This is a genomic window from Pseudomonas morbosilactucae, assembly GCF_023241715.1.
Classification (GTDB): Bacteria; Pseudomonadota; Gammaproteobacteria; order Pseudomonadales; family Pseudomonadaceae; genus Aquipseudomonas; species Aquipseudomonas morbosilactucae.
This window is the reverse complement of the sequence record NZ_JALQCW010000086.1, coordinates 41495-58903: the sequence shown is the minus strand read 5'-3', so window position 1 is coordinate 58903 and position 17409 is coordinate 41495. Positions and strand designations below refer to the sequence as shown.

Here is a 17409-nt window from a genome sequence, read left to right as displayed (position 1 = left end):
TCGATGCCAGCCTTGCCATCGAGGATGTTGGCACCGTCACTGCCTATCAGGATGTTGGCCGCCGCGTTGCCGGTCAGGTTGATGGGCCAGGGTGCCGGTGTCGGGTGGCATCCAGGTTTTCCAGGTTGGCACCCAACGTCAGCGCCGCGAGACCGCTGAAGCCGAACAGGCCATCGGCGCGCAACTTCAGCGAGTCAGTACCTTCGCCGACTTTCTCGGTAATGCTGTCTTCAAGGGCCACTGTGGCACTGCTGCCACCGCCTTTGGCCAACAGGTCGACCACATAGGTGTCGTCACCCGCCCCGCCGATCAGCGAATCCACGGCACTGCCACCGTCCAGCACGTTGTTGCCCTGATTGCCGGTGATGATGTTCTTCAGCTCGTTGCCGGTGCCATCAATGTTGTCGCTGCCGATCAGGGTCAGGTTTTCCAGGTAGCTGCCCAGGGAGTAGCTGACCGTGGCTTGAACCAGGTCGGTGCCTTCGTTCAAGCCCTCGACGATGCCATCGCCACTGCCAATGATGTAGGTGTCGTTGCCCTTGCCGCCGAACAGCAGGTTGGACGCGCTGCTCTGGGAACCGTCGAGGACATTGGCCAGGGCATTGCCAGTGGCGATGCTGGACTGGTTGCCAGTCAGGCGAATGTTCTCCAGGGTCGGCTTGTCGGCCAGGGTGTAATTCAGGCTGGTCTCAACAGTATCGATACCGGCACTGTCGGTGATGCTGTCACCGATATCGTCCACCACGTAAGTGTCGTTGCCGGCGCCGCCGATCATCAGGTCGGCCCCCGCGCCACCGTCGATACGGTTGGCCGCGCCATTACCGGTGAGAGTGTTGGCCAGGTCGTTACCGGTCAGGTCGAAGGCCACCGTGCTGGTCAGAATGGCCTTTTCCAGGTTGGCGCCCAAGGTGTAGACGCCGCCGGCGGTGGCAATGCCGACCCGCACGGTATCGTCACCTTCACCAACGTCTTCCTCGATCAAATCCCCGGCATTGTCGACCAGGTAAGTGTCGTTACCCAGCCCGCCGGCCAAGGTGTCCGCCCCCAGGCCGCCATCGATGGTGTTATCGGCGTCGTTGCCCTGGATGATGTTATTGGCGGCATTGCCGGTGAGGTTCAACTTCAGGCTGCCGGTGTCACGGGCATCGAGGTTTTCCAGGTTCGCCGCCAGGGTCAGGGTGGTGAGCCTGGTATTGCTGTAGATACTGGTCAGGGTCAGGGTGTCGATGCCCTCACCCGCCAACTCGACGATCTTGTCTTCCAGCGCATTGCTGCTGGTCAGGTCGACCACATACTGGTCATCACCGGCACCGCCGATCAGGGTGTCCGCGCCGCCCACACCATCGAGTTTGTTGTTGCCACTGTTGCCGGTGATGACGTTGGCCAGGCTGTTGCCCTTGCCTTCGATATTGCCGCTGCCGATCAAGGTCAGGTTTTCCAGGTTGGCACCCAGTTGGTAATCCTGGGACGAGCGGATCAGGTCAATGCCCTCGCCCGCTTCCTCGATCACCGTGTCGGCGCCATCGACGGTGTAAGTGTCGTTGCCTACACCGCCGCGCAAGGTATCGGCCCCGTCCCCACCGTCGAAGACATCGTTGCCGGCATAGCCCAGGAGTACGTCGTCGCCGTCACTGCCAATAAAGGTGTCGTTGCCACTCAATACATAGGCATAGGTGGCCTGGGTATCGCCGAGGGTGGTGGCGAAATCCGCCAGGGTCGCCGCGCTCTTGGACATCCCGGTGATGGTGTAGACCAGGTTGCCGTTGACGGAATAGGTCGAACCGGTGGCCGTGCCGGAGACGCTGTCGTTGGCGCCAAAGGTGAAGCTGCCGGTGAACGTCTGCTCGTGAACACCATCGGTGATGGTAATAAAGGTGGGCGACGAGTCGGAGATAACCCAATCCCAGTCCTGGGGCTGAGTGAAATCGAAGCTGCTGGATAACGTGATTGTGGCCATATGGATCACCGAAGAATGATGAACAACCGGGATGCACGTCGCATGCAGACCGCCCCTACGACAGTGGCGTTTTACTGGCAGGAGCTCAGACTAGTTGAAGAATCACGGAGGGCTATCGGCGTAACTGACAGAAACTCCCGTTTCCGCCGAGCGGTGATCAAAGCCCGTAAAAACGGGGGAATTGACGCCAGAATAACGGCAAAACGGCCGTTTACAGCAGGTAGACGCTGCCTCAGGAGCCGTGCCAACCCGCACCCGAAAAAAAGCCCGGCGCTGAACGGCTCACCGGGCTTTTTCAATCATGGCTGGGCCAGGGTTGCGTATCGGCTCAAGGCAGGGGATCGAACTTCAGCGCGCTGAGGCTCTGGACCTTGTCTTCCCGGACCATTTTGTACTCGGTGTTCGGGCCGATCCAGCGATCCCAGATGGCATCGATCTCGCCGGCCTTTTCCATGGTCGCCAAGGATTCATTGACCCTGGCCAGGAACGCCGGCTCATCCCGGCGCATGCCGGCGCCGATCGGTTCGAGGGCCATCGGCTCCTTGGCCAGGGCCAGGTCGACCCCACTGGCCTTGGCCTGGTTGACCAGTTTCAAGGCGGTCATGGTGTTGGTCACCAGGCCCACCACCTTGTTCTGTTGCAGGGCCATGTAGGCCGAGCCGGTGTCCTGGAAGGTCACGGGGGTGGCCCCGGCGATACGGATCGACTGTTCGGAGGTCGAGCCTTTGGTGGAGCTGATGCGCTTGTCCTTGAAGAAGCTTTTCGGCTGATCGGCGTTGACCGCGCGCACCACCAGGGTTTCCTTGGCGATGTAGTACGGGTCGCTGAACTGGATCTGCTCGGCACGGGTCTTGGTGTAGGCCAGGTTGGCGAAGATCACATCAACGCGGCCCATTTTCACCTCCGGAATCCGCGCCTCCACCGACAGCGGCTTGAGCTCCAGCTCCACGCCCATGGTCTTGGCCAGGGCCTTGCACAAATCGACGTCCATGCCCACCAGCTCACGGGTCTTCGGGTCCGGGGCAGAGAACGGTGGCACGTCGGCGTAGACGCCGCAGCTCAGAGACTTCTTGCTCATGATGTCGCTCAACTGGTCGGCCTGGGCCACCGAAACAGCCAGAGGACCTAAGGCGAGCGCGACAAACAAAGGCTTCATACGCATGGAAAAACTCCTGGTAGTGGAAAGTCGAATGGCAGAAGAGGCAAAACCGCTGCGGCTCAATGGGCCCGCAGGTCGGCGATAAAGCGTTGCGCGCGCGGGTGCGCGGGCTGATTGAAAAAGTGCTCGGGCGTGCTCTTTTCCAGAATCTGCCCCGCATCCATAAACCAGATGGTGTCAGCGACCTCACGGGCAAAATTCATCTCGTGGGTCACGCACATCATGGTCATGCCGTCCTTGGCCAAGCCCTTCATCACCCCCAGCACTTCGCCGACCATTTCCGGGTCCAGGGCACTGGTGGGCTCATCGAACAACATCACCGGCGGTTCCATCGCCAGCGCCCGGGCAATCGCCACCCGTTGCTGCTGGCCACCGGACAACTGCGCCGGGTAGGCACCGGCCTTGTGGGCCAACCCGACCCGATCCAGCAACTGCATGGCCTGTTGCTTGGCGGCCGCGCCCTTCAGGTTGCGGATCTTGCTCGGCGCCAGGGTGATGTTTTCCAGCACGGACAGGTGCGGAAACAGGTTGAAGCTCTGGAACACGAAACCCACCCGGCTGCGCAGGCGGTTGAGGTGCGCGTCGGTGCCGTGCACGTCCTGGCCGTCGAACAGGATCTGGCCTTTCTGGATGTCCTCCAGGCGATTGACCGTGCGGATCAAAGTCGACTTGCCGGAGCCAGACGGGCCGCACAACACCACCACTTCACCGGGCTTCACCTCGGCGGTGATGTCGGTCAACGCGTGGTAGTCGCCGTACCATTTATTGATGTTGGAAAACATGATCATTGGATGCATGGACGCAACCCTCTTCAATTATCGATGGCCAGCAAGGGGTCGGCAGCCACGGCCAGACCGCCCTTGCCCAGACGCTTGCGAGCGATACGGCGCTCGACCCAGCCGGCCACATGGGTCAGGCCGAAACACAGCAGGTAGTAGATGATCGCCAGGATGAAAAACACCTGGAACGGCTTGGTCAGCAATTGGTTGTTGACCTGGTTGGCGGCGAAGGTCACTTCCTGGACGTTGATCACATACCCCAGGGAGGTTTCCTTGATGATCGAGATGAACTGGCTGATCAGGCTCGGCAGCGCGTTGTACAGCGCTTGCGGCAGGATCACCCAGACCGTGGTGCGCAAGTAGCCGAGGCCCAGGGCGCGGGACGCTTCGTATTGGCCCGGCGGCAACGCCTGAATACCGCCCCGAATGATTTCGCACAGGTAGGCGCTCTGGTAAATCACCAGGGTGCAGAGCATGGTGACGAACCCAGTGATGTTGTGGCCGATCAGCAAGGGCACCAAGAAGTAGGTCCAGAAGATCACCATCAGCAGCGGAATGCCGCGCAGCACGTAGACCCAGACCGTGGCCGCCCAGTACAAACCCTTCCACGGCGAGACCCGCGCCAGCGCCAGCAACAGGCCGAACGGGAAGGCCAGCAGCAACGCCAAGGCCGCCAGGATCAGGGTGCTCGCCAGGCCGCCCAGGGGGCCGTGGGGGTACTGGCCGATGAGGAAGAGGGTCCAGTTGTTCTGCAGGATTTCAACGATATCGAACATCGCCATCTACCTCGCCAGGGCTTTGCTGAAGTGCCGGGCGAGCAACGCCCCGGCGCCCATCAGCAGCAGTGAAAACACCAGGTAGAACACCGTGGCCACCAGGTACGACTCGAAGGTACGGAACGTGTAGTTCTCCACTTCGCGGCTGGCGTAGGTCAGTTCCATCACGCCGATCGCCATGGCCAGGCTGGTGTTCTTGAACAGCAGCACGGTGTGGTTGATCAGCGACGGCAGGCAGTGGCGCACGCCCTGGGGCAGGATCACGTAGCGCATCGAACGCACGTAGCCCAGGCCCAGGGCCCTGGACGCTTCAGTCTGCCCGGCGGGAATGGCGCGCAGGCCGCTGCGCATGTCTTCACAGAAATACGCGGCCTGGCACAGGCCCAGGGCGATCACCGAAAACAGGTATTCGGTGTTGTGGCTGGCCAGCCACAGTTGCGCGTTTTCACTGAGCAGGGTCGGCACGCCGAAATACCACAGCATCAGTTGCACCAGGGTCGGCACATTGCGGTGGTATGACACGTACCCCGCCACCAGGCGGTCGGCCAGTTTGTTGCCGGTCAGGCGCACCGTGACCAGCGTCAGCGCCAGAATCATCGCCAGCAGCCAGGCGAACAACGCCAGCTGCAAGGTCATTTCGATGCCCTTGACGATCAGCTCGGCGTACTCGCCTTGCAGAATCGCGGCCAAATCGAAGTCTTGCTTCATGGTCAATCCCTATCGGCATTGGGCTAGGGCAGAAATCAAAATCACCCGGCGTGGCCGTGGCGGGATGCAGCGATGACGGATCAATCCGTTCTGTTTTAAGGGGCTGTTGTTCAGCCCTGGTAATCCTGGGGACGTGCGGTGGACAGCCCGCCCGGCACCTGCAAGGTCGGGGTGATTTCCATGTGCCCGACGTTGACCGCAATCGGCGCGGCAATCGCAAAGGCGATGGCGTTGGCGATGTCTTCGGCCTGGGGCAGTTCGAAGCCCTCGACGAAACGCTGGTAGGTCTCTTCGGAGTCACCGTGGACGTGGGCAAAAATATCCGTGGCCACACGCCCCGGGCAGATCTCGGTGACCCGCACGCGCTTGCCGAAGGCATCGATGCGCAGTTGCCGCGAGAGCATGCTCACCGCCGCCTTGGTGGCGTGGTAGGTGGAGTTGCCAGCGAAGTTGTAGGCCGCGGCAATCGAGCTGATGTTGATGATGTGGCCGCAATCGCGCTCGACCATCCCCGGCAATGCCAGGCGCGCCAGGTGCAACACCGCACGCAGGTTGACGTCGATCAGCAAGTCGATGCCCTCGGCGTCGGCCTTGAGAATCGAACCCGGTTTATCGACACCGGCGTTGTTCACCAGAATGTCGAAGCTGTGGCTGGCAAACAGCTGCGTCAGCCCGGCCAGGTCGGTGACGTCGATGGCGTGGGCGATGCAGCCGGTCTTGGCGGCCAACTCTTGCAGCTTGTCGGCACTGCGGGCCAGGGCATGCACCTGCACGCCTTCCTGACACAGACGCTCAACGACGGCAGCGCCAATCCCGGACGAAGCGCCGGTGACCAACGCGGTTTTGTAATCTGAAAATGGCATGCATCTGTCCTCGTATTACGGGTGCGGCTCACTCGGGTGAGCCCAATGACTTCGACTCTATCCAGCCCCAGGGCCGGCGACCAAGACGGAATGACTGTGTGGCAATAAGCCCTGCTTATGACGCTGCAACCGCTACCCCAGCAGTTGGGAAATCGGCGTGATGCAGCCACCGCACCCTTCGATTTCACGGCGGATGGTGCGGGCCAGTTCCACGGCGCCAGGGGTGTCGCCGTGCAACAGGATCGAGTGCGCCGGCACGGCCATGGGCTTGCCGTTGAGGCTGGTCACCGTGCCCTCCTCCAACAGCTGTCGAACCCGTTGCAGCACCGCCGCCGGCTCCTTGATCACCGAGCCCGGCACCTGGCGCGGCACCAGCAGGCAGTCGTCGTCATAGGCGCGGTCGGCAAGAAAGGTCGTGGCCACGCGCAACCCGGACCGTTCTGCGGCGCGCTCAATGGCACGGCTGCTCGATGAACTGATCATCAGCGTCGGATCGAACGCCGCCACCGCACGCACCAGGGGCTCCGCCAGCCCGGCATCGGCCGCAACCATGTTGCCCAGGGCACCGTGAAAGCTCATGTGGGTCATGCGGTGGCCATTGACCGCCGCCATTCCGGCCAAGGCGCCGAGCTGGTAGATCACATAGGTCGCCAACTCCTTGAGCTCGATGTTCATCTGCCGCCGGCCAAAGCCCATCAAGTCGGGGAAGCCAACATGGGCGCCCAGGTCGATGCCCCCGGCCTTGGCCAGGCGCACGGTGTTGTCCATGATCAACGGGTCGCCGGCATGGAAACCGCACGCCACGTTCGCCGAGGAAATCAGGCTCATCAACGCCTCATCCTCGCCCATGCGCCAGGGGCCAAAGCCCTCGCCCAGGTCTGCATTCAAATCAATCTTCATGACCTGTTCTCACCTCTCATGCTGCGTCCAGGCGCATAAACGCCTCGCCATAACCCACCGTTGTGCCGCAGGGCACCAGCAGCGCTGCCACGCGCCCGGCCCGCTGGCTGCGCACGGGCAACAGCAGGTCGCCGACTTGCAGAAAAGCCACCAATTGCCCGGGCTCCACCCGACTGCCGAGTGACGCCAGTTCCTCGTTCTGTTGCGGGTGGGTCAGCAGCAATCGACCCAGGCCGGGGGTCTTCAATAGCGACGCCTCCAACACCGCGGCGGGCTCTGGCGCCGTCACGGGAGCCGCTGCGTTGGGCTCGTCGACACTGCGCTTGAGCAGCAGATGCAGGCCCGGCCGCTGTATTTCCGCGCCCGCCAGATGACTCTCCTTGAGCCACACCGCCAACTGGCGGATTTCCTGATTTGTCATGGTTGAATGTCCTTAACACGCGGCCAGCCCGTGGAGGTCGAGCAAGCGGCTGACCTCCGCGAGATAGCGCTGATGGTCTTCCAGGGCGGCAACAGCCTCGGTGTAACTGCATTCGATAAAGCGTACCTTGCTGCCAACCGGTGCCTGGCCCAGGCGCCACAAGTCAGCCTCGATCACCGTGCCGAACTTCGGGTAACCGCCGCTGGGTTGTGCGTCGCGCATCTGAATGATCGGCTGGCCACCGTGGGGCACCTGAATCACCCCGGGGACGATGCCGTGGGAACGGATTTCCATCGGCGCCTTGGGCAGGATCGGCGCACCTTCGAGCCGATAACCGTAACGGTTGCTCTGGGTCGTGACCTTCCATTCGCCGGCCCAGAAAGCCTCGCGGGACGCCTGCGTAAAACACTCGTATTCAGCGGCGGGCAGTACACGCATGGCCGGCAGCCCGTCCCGTTGCAGGGGCAGCGCCTGGCTCGGCGAGACCACGCCCACATCCGTGGGCAAGCGGCTGATGCCGGGGCGCAAGGCGTCAATGCGATCGCCCTGCTGCAAGGCACGCCCCTGCAAGCCGCCGAACTCACCGCGCAATTGCGTGCTGCGCGAGCCCAGCACCGAGGGCACGTCGATACCGCCGGCCAGGCACAGGTAAGCGCGACTGCCGGAGGTCGGGTAGCCGAGGCTCAGCACCTGGCCTTCCCGAGCCTGGGCCACCCAGAACGGTGGCAATGGCTGACCGTCGAGGGACGCTTCACCGCCCGCCCCAGTGACCGCGAACGCGCAGTCTTGAAGGAAGCGAACCTCGAAGGGAAACAGCGGAATTTCAATCGCTGCCGCGTCCTCGGGATTGCCCAGCAACAGGTTGCCCAGGGCCAGGGCCAAATGGTCCATCGCACCGGAGGTGCCGACCCCGTAGCCGAGGCTGCCGAAGCGGCCGAAGTCCTGCACGGTGGCCAGGGCCGTGGCCGATAAAATCTCGATCATCGAATGATCCTCTCGATGCGCAAACGCAACATATCGCCTGGCCGGAGCATGGCCGGCGGCTGTTGGGTCGGGTCAAAAAAACACATTTCGCTGCGGCCGATGGTGTTCCAGCCGCTGGGGCCGGCCGAGGCGGAAACACCGGTTTGCACCCCGCCGATCGACACCGAGCCGGCTGCGATGCTGATCACCGGCACCTGCCGCCGTGGCGTGGCCAGGCGCGGATCCATGCCGCCGAGGTAGCAATAGCCGGGGTGGCTGCCCAGGGCGTACACCGGGTACAGCGGCTCGCAATGCAGGTTAGCGATGGTCTCGATGTCCAGGCCGGTGTGCGCCACCACATCGGCCATGTGCGGACCGAACTCACCGCCGTAGACCACCGGCAATTCGACGATGCGCCCTTCCAGGGGCAATGGCTGGCAGGCCTCCCAGGCGTCGAGCAAGCGCTCGCACAAACCACTGAGGTCATGCGGCGGCTTGATGAAGGTCAGCATCAGGTTGTTCATACCCGGCACCGCTTCGTGGATCTCGGCCCATTGCCCGGCCTGCAATGCCAGGTTCCAGATGCGCTGCTGGGGCGCCAGGTCCAGCTCGCCCGGCGCCTCAAATAGCAAGGCGGTGGAGCCCAGCAGACTGATGTGGGGACGCAGGGATACAGATGCAGTGCTCATGTCGGACTCCGTTGTTGCAGCCAGCGCTCCAGGTGATGAATGTCCACGCCACCGGCGCAGAACGCCGGGTCGTCAAGAATCTCCCGGTGCAGCGGAATGTTGGTCGAGATGCCCTCCACACAAAGCTCGCTCAGGGCTAGGCGCATGCGGGCCATGGCCTCATCGCGGGTCGCGCCGTGGGTGATGACCTTGGCCACCATCGAGTCGTAGTACGGCGGCACCCGGTAACCGGTGGTGACGTGGGAATCGACCCGCACCCCAAAGCCGCCGGGGACTTCCCAGCGCTGGATCAACCCCGGCGTTGGCATGAACGTCACCGGGTCTTCGGCGTTGATCCGGCACTCCAGCGAGTGGCCGTCGAGGGGCACGTCCTCCTGACGCAGTTCCAGGACTTCGCCCCGGGCCATGCGCAGCTGCTGCTGGACGATGTCGATGCCGGTGGTCATTTCCGTCACCGGGTGCTCGACCTGCAGCCGGGTGTTCATCTCGATAAAGAAAAATTCGCCGCCCTCGTACAAGAATTCGAAGGTGCCGACCCCGCGATAGCCGATCTGCCGGCACGCGGCAGCGCAGCGCTCACCGACCTGGGCGATCAGCGCCGGGTCGATGCCCGGCGCCGGTGCTTCTTCAAGGATTTTCTGGTGCCGGCGCTGCAGGGAGCAGTCACGGCAACCGAGCCAGATCGCATGGCCGTGGGCATCGCACAGCACCTGGATTTCCACGTGTCGTGGATGGCCGAGAAACTTCTCGATGTAGAGTTCCGGATTGCCAAACGCCAGCCGCGCTTCTTCACGGGTCAGGGCGATGGCGGCGAGCAATTCACCCTCTGCCTTGACCACGCGCATCCCGCGCCCGCCGCCACCGCCGGCGCCTTGACGATCACCGGGTAACCGATTTCCCGGGCAATGGCCCGGATGCTGGCGTCGTCGCTGGGCATCACCGAGTCCGGCCCCGGCACGCAAGGCACACCGGCTTCGCGCATCGCCCGCTTGGCCGCGACCTTGTCGCCCATGGTGCGAATGCAGACCGCGCTGGGCCCGATAAAGGTCAGGCCGGCGGCTTCGATGCGCTCGGCGAACCCGGCGTTCTCCGAAAGAAGCCGTACCCCGGATGGATGGCCTGCGCGCCACTGACCTTGGCCGCGAACAGCAGCGCCGCCTGGTTCAGGTAGCTCTGGCCTGGGGACGCCGGGCCGATGCACAGGGCCTGATCGGCGTTTTGCACATACTGCGCGTGGCGATCCGCCTCGGAGTGCACCACCACGGTCTGTATCCCCAGGCCGCGGCAGGCACGCTGAATGCGCAGGGCAATTTCGCCACGGTTGGCGATCAGCACTTTGTCGAACATTGAATTCACCTAAAAAAGGAGGGGCTGGGGCTCAGCCGAGGCGGAACAGCGACTGACCGGCTTCAACTTCGACGCCGCTCTGGGCAAGGATCGCGCTGATCCGTCCGGGGGTCTTGGCCTTGACCGGATGGAACATCTTCATCGCCTCCAGCACGGCCACGGTCTGCCCCGCTTCGACTTGGTCACCGACCCCCACAAAGGGCGGCTCACCGATAGCAGGCGTCAGATGCAGGACCCCGTACAGGCTGGCCTTGATCTCTGTAGCCGCTGGCGCTGGCGTATCTGCCTTGGGTGAATCGGCAATGACCGGCGCCGCCGCAGCCGCCTGTGGCGCCTTGGTCATAACCTTCCCGGCCTGCTTGAAAAGACGAACCGTGCTGTCGCCTTCGGTCAGACTCAGTTCGAGCAGATCGGATTCGGCGAGCAAATCGATCAACCCCTTGATGCGTTCTGAATCCATGGATGGGCCCCTGCCTGTCGCGCTGTCTTGAGTGGATGAGGCCAATGTAGCGAGGCCGTCCAACGGCGACCAAGACGCTTTGGCTTTGGCGTAATAAGCCGTCCTTATGACCACTCAGATCAGGCTGCCACGCATCTCGGCAACCAGTTCCAGGAGGATCGCCTTGACCGCCTGGGCCGGCACCGACAGCGGCAAGTGCCCGGAAAGACACAGCGCCAGGGGCGCCTCGACTTCGGGTTGGACAATGCGGCACATGTGCACCGAGGTGGCGGCCACCATCACCCGGGCTGAGGACTCGGGCAGGATGGTCGAGCCGAAATGCTCGGCGACGGCGGCGGTCAGGGTGATCGACGATTCGATTTCCGCCACCACCCGGGCGCTCAGGCCGATGCGCTGGAAGGCCTCATCCACCAGGCGGCGCATCACGTTGTAGGGCCGTGGCAGGAGCATGTCCATGTCGGCCAGCTCCGCCAGGGAGATCTCGTCGAGGGCGCTGACCGAGGGGTCGGCGCTGACCAGGTACAGGTGCTCGCGCAGCAGCGAGACAAAGCTCAGGCCATGGACTTCGCGCCCGCCATAGAGCACGGCCATGTCCATCCGGCCGTTCATGATCAGCTCGCTCAAGGTGGTGCCGAAGTTTTCATTGAGGTACAGCAGGATGCCCGGATGGCGCTCGCGCACCCGGCGCAACAACGGCAAGGACAGGGTCGAGGCCGCGGTGCCCGGCGCCAGGCCGACCGACACCTGGCCGGACAAGGCCTGGCCCGTGGCATTGATGTCCAATTGGGCCTGCTCGCACTGGCGCAGAATGATCTGCGCGTGGCCGTAGAGCACCTTGCCCGCTTCGGTCGGGGTGACGCCGCGCTTGGTGCGAATCAACAATTGCTGCTGCAGCTCGGCCTCCAGGGTGGCCAGTTGTTGGCTGAGTGCCGGTTGCGCCACATGCAGCACATCGGCGGCCTGGGTCATGCTGCCGATATCGACGAGTTTCACAAAGTACTTCAAACGACGCAGGTTCACGGTGGCGATGCTCTTGCTCGAAAAAAGGAGGACAGCCCCCAGGCTTTAGCAAGAGCCAGGCCAGCGCGAAAACCTCCCGCCGGTGATCACCCGAACCGCTCAACCATAAGCCTTCCCTATGGCTGGATCGGGTTCGCCGGGGTCAACGGCCGCTGCGAGCCTGCGGGCTTAGGCGCACCCAATTGGTGCGAAGGCTGTTCAGTTCCAGCCATAAGGGATGCCTATCCGACCAGAACGATCTCGTCTTATGGCGGCCCGGGCCGTGCCTCGTACTGTAGGGCCTCGTCAACGCCATCAACGAGGAACGCCACGTGACCGCCTCCCGCATCGCCGCCCGTGTGCAACGTATCAAGCCGTCTCCCAGCAGCGCAGCTTCCGACCGGGCCAACGAACTTCGCCGGCAGGGCCAGTCCATCATCAACCTGGTGGTCGGCGAGCCGGACTTCGATACCCCGCCGCACATTCGGCAAGCGGCCAGCGCCGCCATCGAACGCGGCGAAACCCGCTACACGCAAAATGCCGGCACCCCGGAACTGCGCCAGGCGATCGTCGACAAGCTGGCCCGGGAAAACGGCCTGAGCTACCGGGCCAATCAGGTCCTGGTTACCAGCGGCGCCAAGAGCGCGATTTTCAATGCCTTCGCCGCCACCCTGGGCCCGGGCGATGAAGTGCTGATTCCGGCGCCGTACTGGGTGTCGTACCCGGACATGGTGCTGGCCTGCGAAGGTGAGCCCGTGACCCTCGCCTGCCCCGAAGCACATGGGTTCAAGCTGACCCCGGGGCAACTGCGCGACGCGATCAACGAACGCACCCGCTGGTTGCTGCTCAACTCCCCCAGCAACCCGACCGGCGCCAGCTACAGCGCGGCCGAACTGCGGGCCCTGGCCGATGTGCTGCTGGAGCATCCGCAGGTGTTGCTGATGACCGATGACATCTACGAACACATCCGCTACGACGGCCTGGACAACCCACACATCCTCGCCATCGAGCCGGCGCTGAGCGAGCGCACCGTGCTGGTCAACGGCGTCTCCAAGACCTACGCCATGACCGGCTGGCGCATCGGCTACGCCGCAGGCCCCACCGATTTGATCGGCGCCATGGCGACCCTGCAATCCCAATCCACCAGCAACGCCTGCTCGGTCAGCCAGGCGGCAGCGGTTGAAGCACTCAATGGCGACCAGGGCTTCGTCAAGGACAGCGTGGTGGTGTATCAGCAACGCCGTGATCGTTGCCTGGAGCAGCTCAACGCCATTGACGGCCTGAGTTGCCGCAAACCCGATGGCGCGTTTTACCTCTATGTGAACTGCTCGGGGTTGCTGGGCAAGACCACGGCACAAGGCAAGCGCCTGGACAGTGACTACGACGTGGTCATGTACCTGCTGGAAAGCCAGGGGGTCGCTGTGGTCGCGGGTACCGCGTATGGATTGGCGCCGTTCTTTCGCATGTCCATTGCCACCGATATCAAGACCCTCGACGAGGGCTGCTCGCGGATCGCCGCGGCCGTTGCGGCGCTGGGCTGAGGACGCAGCGATGACCCAGGCCACCCACCCTCCCCTGAGCTTCAAGCAGGCCCTGCTGGCGATGCTTGGGGTCTCGCTGGTGTTGATGCTCTCGGCGCTCGACCAGACGGTGATCGGCAACGCCTTGCCGAGCATCGTCGCCGAGCTCAAGGGCTTTGAGCTCTACGCCTGGGTTGCCACGGGCTACCTGCTGGCCTCGATCGTCACCATTCCGATCTTCGGCCGGCTGGGTGACTACTACGGGCGCAAGCCCTTCGTGATGGCCGCCACCCTGATCTTCACCCTGGCGTCCCTGGTCTGCGCCCTGGCCAATGACATGCTGTGGCTGGTGATTGGCCGGGTAATGCAGGGCGTCGGCGGCGGCATGCTGATCGGCACCGCCTTTGCCTGCATCCCGGAACTGTTCCCCGACACCCGCCAACGCCTGCGCTGGCAGATGCTACTCAGTGCCTTGTTCAGTGTGGTCAATGCCATCGGGCCGGGCTTGGGCGGCTACCTGACCGGGGCCTACGGCTGGCGCTCGGTGTTTTATCTCAACCTGCCCCTGGGCGCCCTGGCGCTGTTTTTTGCCTGGCGCTACCTGCCCTACTACCGCCCGCACCAGGTGGGCCGTATCAGCCTGGATTGGCCGGGCGCACTGTTGATCGCACTGGCGCTGGGCAGCCTGCAACTGTTTGTCGAATGGCTGGGGCATTCGAGCCTGATGCTGAGCGCCGCGCTGGGCTTGACCTGCGTCGCAGCCACCCTAGCCCTGTGGCGCTGGGAACGGCGCTGCCAGCACGCGCTGCTGCCTGCCGCGTTGCTGGGACTACCGAGCATGCGCCTGCTGTTTTTGCTGTCGATGGCCGCCGGGGCGATCATGTTTTCGCTGCTGTTCTATCTGCCATTGCTGCTGCAAGGCAGCTACGGCTACTCGCCGCAGGACGCCGGCCTGTTGATTACCCCCCTGGCGTTGAGCATTACCTTGGGTGCCATCGTCAACAGCCGAATCGTCACTCGCCTGTCCAACCCGAACCTGCTGCCACTGTGGGGTTTTGTCGCGCTGCTGCTGGCCTGTGGCGGCCTGGCGCTGGCCGGGCGCGGGGCGTCGTTCAACCTGTTGCTCGGCCTGATTCTGCTGGCCGGCCTTGGGCTGGGCTTTATCTTGCTGAACCTCACGGTGTTCACCCAGACCCTGGCTGAACGCCAATTCCTCGGAATCGCTACCGCGCTGACCCAATCCCTGCGCCTGGTCGGTGGCTTGTTGGGCACGGCGGGCATGGGCGTGCTGGTCAACCTGCTGTACAGCAGCCACCTGCAACGGCTGTTGCTCGCCCAAGGGCACGTAGAGGCCTTGGCGCTGTACGCCGACCCGCAGGTGCTGTTGCGCCCCGATGCCGCCCTGCTGGAACACCCGCAATGGCTAAGCCTGGCCCGCGATGCACTGGCCCAGTCGGTGGGCGTCGGCCTGCTGCTGTGCGCCGGTATCGGTGTGTTGGCGCTGCTCATCCTCTATCGCTTGCCGCCCGTGAGACTGAACGTCTTGCCGGCCACCGTTGCTCCTGAAAAACAATAAAAAACCTGACTGCCGCTTTTGACTGCCTCTCACCACACTCGACAACTCATGGGGATGACTCCGATGGAGCTTTTCAATCGCGCACCTAAAGTAGCGGCCGGTCTTTGCGGCTTGCTCATCGCTCAACAGGGCTTTGCCGCCGGCCTGGTGGAAGACAGCAAGCTCAGCGTGCTGGCCCGCAATTTTTTCAGTAATGCCGACAACCGCAGCGGCGCGGCCGCCCCCAACTACACCCAGGAATGGGGCCAGGGTTTTATCGCCAACTTCCAGTCCGGGTACACCCAGGGCACGGTCGGGTTCGGCGTGGATGCCATCGGCATGTTCGGGGTGCGCCTGGACTCCGGCAAAGGCCGGCACTACAACCCGCAAAGCACCGCCTTCAACGGCAACGTGTTCCCGACCGACAGCGACGGCCGCGCGGTGGATGAGTTCGGCAGCCTGGGCCTGACCGCCAAGGCCAAGTTCGCCAATACCGAACTGAAGTACGGCACCTTGGTGCCGATGCTGCCGGTGGTGATGTCCACCGACCGTATGCTCCAGCAAACCTTCAACGGCGGGCAGATCCAGTCCAAGGACCTGGACAACTTCACCTTCACCCTGGGCCAGTTGGAGCACGTCAAAGGACGTGGTTCGAGCAACCAGATGGGCATGTCCATTCCCGGCGCGAACAACGCGCAGACCGGCCAGTTCGTCAACAAGTTCTACTACGGCGGCGTGGACTACAAAGCCAGCAAGGACCTGACCTTGCAGTACTACTACGGCAACTTGCAGGACTTCTACAAACAGCACTTCCTGGGCCTCAAATATGACTGGCAGATTGGCCCGGGCACCCTGCGCACCGACCTGCGCCACTTCGACAACCGCTCCGACGGCGCCAACGGCCATGACCCGGACTTCTACACCTTCGGCTATTACGGCGACGGCGTGACCAAGGGCAAAGTCGACAGCCGCCTGAGCAGCGTGCAATTCACCTACCTGGTCAACGGCCACACCCTGGCCGCCGGCCTGCAACAAGTCAGCGGCGACAGCGACGCGGTGTGGTTGAACCAGGGCGACGGCTCGACCGCCTACTTCATGACGGAGTCGATGATCGGCAAGTTCCAGCGTGCCGGTGAAACCACTTGGCAGGTTCGCTACGGCTATGACTTTGCCAAGGTAGGGGTTCCCGGCTTGAGCTTTATGGGCATGTACGAAAGTGGCTCGAACATCCGCACCCCGGCGGGCGACAAGAGCGAGTGGGAACGCAACCTGACGGTGAGCTACGTCATTCAACAAGGGCCGCTGAAAGACCTGAGCATCGCCCTGCGCCATGCCTCGCTGCGCACCGAAGTGACCACCCAGCGCGACAGCGATGAACACCGCGTGATCGTCAGCTACCCGCTGAACATTCTGTAAAACCCGGGGCACTGGATGACGCGCATCGTCATCCAGTGTGCCCGTGACGCCCCCTCGCGCTGCAACAGCGCCCCCTACCTGGCCCACAAACCCGTCGCTGATGACGCTCAACGCCGCCCTGCCATTTCGGTCGATTGGGCAATAATTGCAGCAGATCAGGCAATCGAACCCGAACATCCCGCCCTATAGTTGAACAGCAGGCTGGCTGAGTCGGCATTGCCCTGGGCGGGCTGCACACCTCCATCAACCGCCCGGCACGAGTGAGTCTGACGCGCTCTGCGCTGCCAAGCCGTGCCGTGTCAGCCGCCCTCTTCAAGGCCCTGGTGAAAACGCCTTCTGCCGTCGGCCGCCAAGGTCGTCAGTCGTTCGACTAACGTCATTTCGAAACACTGATCCAACTTGTTCACGGAGAGCTACCCCTTATGAGCGCCCTCAACATCAATGGACGTGAGTACAAGGTTGACGTCGACCCTGGCACCCCGATTCTTTGGGCCTTGCGCGACACGATGGGCATGACCGGCACCAAGTTCGGCTGCGGCGCCGCCTTGTGCGGTGCGTGCACCGTTCACCTGGATGGCCAGGCCATTCGCTCTTGCGTCACGCCTATCGCCGTCGCCGAAGGCCGGAAGATCACCACCATCGAAGCCGCCACCGATGGCAGCGACCCGGTCGGTACCGCCGTGCACGAGGCCTGGGTCAAGCATGACGTGGCCCAATGCGGCTACTGCCAGAGCGGCCAAATCATGAGCGCGACGGCGTTTCTCAAGGCCCAACCCAAAGGCAAGCAGCCAACGGCCGCGGAGATCGACTCGGCCATGGCCGGCAACATCTGCCGCTGTGGCACTTACGCCCGTATCCGCGCAGCGGTGGCGGATGCTGCGAAAACCCTGGCCTGAT

General features: G+C 63.3%; 16 protein-coding genes and 1 pseudogene. 4 read left to right on the top strand and 13 right to left on the bottom strand.

Annotated elements, in window-relative coordinates:
• Positions 1-73: 73 nt before the first annotated feature.
• The 13 genes and pseudogenes from M1B34_RS28330 to nac all read right to left on the bottom strand — a co-directional run bounded on the left by M1B34_RS28330 (position 74) and on the right by nac (position 12042).
• Positions 74-1957: a beta strand repeat-containing protein gene (locus M1B34_RS28330; RefSeq protein ID WP_268266866.1), complete on the bottom strand. Its 1884-nt coding sequence runs from the start codon at positions 1955-1957 to the stop codon at positions 74-76.
• A gap of 328 nt (positions 1958-2285) precedes the next feature.
• The gene (locus M1B34_RS28325; protein WP_268266865.1) at positions 2286-3119 is read right to left on the bottom strand and encodes an ABC transporter substrate-binding protein; all 834 of its coding nucleotides are present in this window, start codon (positions 3117-3119) and stop codon (positions 2286-2288) included.
• Between the two features lie 56 nt (positions 3120-3175).
• Complete coding sequence (locus M1B34_RS28320) at positions 3176-3904, bottom strand: amino acid ABC transporter ATP-binding protein (RefSeq protein WP_185039290.1); 729 nt, start codon at positions 3902-3904, stop codon at positions 3176-3178.
• Positions 3905-3927: 23 nt separating this feature from the next.
• Complete coding sequence (locus M1B34_RS28315) at positions 3928-4671, bottom strand: amino acid ABC transporter permease (RefSeq protein WP_123334343.1); 744 nt, start codon at positions 4669-4671, stop codon at positions 3928-3930.
• Between the two features lie 6 nt (positions 4672-4677).
• On the bottom strand, positions 4678-5379 hold the full coding sequence (locus tag M1B34_RS28310) for an amino acid ABC transporter permease (RefSeq protein ID WP_268261864.1): 702 nt from the start codon (positions 5377-5379) through the stop codon (positions 4678-4680).
• Between the two features lie 110 nt (positions 5380-5489).
• A complete protein-coding gene (locus M1B34_RS28305; RefSeq protein ID WP_268266864.1) occupies positions 5490-6242 on the bottom strand; it encodes an SDR family oxidoreductase in 753 nt (250 codons plus the stop codon).
• 132 nt (positions 6243-6374) lie between these two features.
• Positions 6375-7142, bottom strand: coding sequence for a LamB/YcsF family protein (locus tag M1B34_RS28300; protein ID WP_268266863.1), 768 nt, complete (start codon positions 7140-7142; stop codon positions 6375-6377).
• Between the two features lie 16 nt (positions 7143-7158).
• Positions 7159-7563 (bottom strand): hypothetical protein, encoded by a 405-nt coding sequence (locus M1B34_RS28295; protein ID WP_268266862.1) that lies wholly within the window; start codon positions 7561-7563, stop codon positions 7159-7161.
• Between the two features lie 12 nt (positions 7564-7575).
• Complete coding sequence (locus tag M1B34_RS28290; protein WP_123331144.1) at positions 7576-8547, bottom strand: 5-oxoprolinase subunit C family protein; 972 nt, start codon at positions 8545-8547, stop codon at positions 7576-7578.
• A complete protein-coding gene (pxpB, locus tag M1B34_RS28285) occupies positions 8544-9215 on the bottom strand; it encodes a 5-oxoprolinase subunit PxpB (RefSeq protein ID WP_268261868.1) in 672 nt (223 codons plus the stop codon). Before pxpB ends, M1B34_RS28290 begins: the two co-directional genes overlap by 4 nt.
• Positions 9212-10562, bottom strand: a pseudogene (accC, locus tag M1B34_RS28280) (acetyl-CoA carboxylase biotin carboxylase subunit). Before accC ends, pxpB begins: the two are co-directional and overlap by 4 nt.
• Before the next feature lie 31 nt (positions 10563-10593).
• Positions 10594-11022 carry an acetyl-CoA carboxylase biotin carboxyl carrier protein gene (locus M1B34_RS28275; protein ID WP_123331138.1) on the bottom strand — a complete coding sequence of 143 codons (429 nt, stop codon included), beginning with the start codon at positions 11020-11022 and terminating at the stop codon, positions 10594-10596.
• A gap of 114 nt (positions 11023-11136) precedes the next feature.
• A complete protein-coding gene (nac, locus tag M1B34_RS28270; RefSeq protein WP_123331136.1) occupies positions 11137-12042 on the bottom strand; it encodes a nitrogen assimilation transcriptional regulator NAC in 906 nt (301 codons plus the stop codon).
• A 311-nt stretch (positions 12043-12353) separates the two neighbouring features.
• Between nac and M1B34_RS28265 the strand changes: the two genes are divergently transcribed.
• The 4 genes from M1B34_RS28265 to M1B34_RS28250 all read left to right on the top strand — a co-directional run bounded on the left by M1B34_RS28265 (position 12354) and on the right by M1B34_RS28250 (position 17408).
• The gene (locus M1B34_RS28265) at positions 12354-13562 is read left to right on the top strand and encodes an aspartate transaminase (RefSeq protein ID WP_123331134.1); all 1209 of its coding nucleotides are present in this window, start codon (positions 12354-12356) and stop codon (positions 13560-13562) included.
• A gap of 10 nt (positions 13563-13572) precedes the next feature.
• A complete protein-coding gene (locus tag M1B34_RS28260; protein WP_268266861.1) occupies positions 13573-15117 on the top strand; it encodes an MFS transporter in 1545 nt (514 codons plus the stop codon).
• A 63-nt stretch (positions 15118-15180) separates the two neighbouring features.
• Positions 15181-16512: an OprD family porin gene (locus M1B34_RS28255; RefSeq protein ID WP_268266860.1), complete on the top strand. Its 1332-nt coding sequence runs from the start codon at positions 15181-15183 to the stop codon at positions 16510-16512.
• 422 nt (positions 16513-16934) lie between these two features.
• On the top strand, positions 16935-17408 hold the full coding sequence (locus M1B34_RS28250; protein ID WP_268266859.1) for a (2Fe-2S)-binding protein: 474 nt from the start codon (positions 16935-16937) through the stop codon (positions 17406-17408).
• Position 17409: the final 1 nt, after the last annotated feature.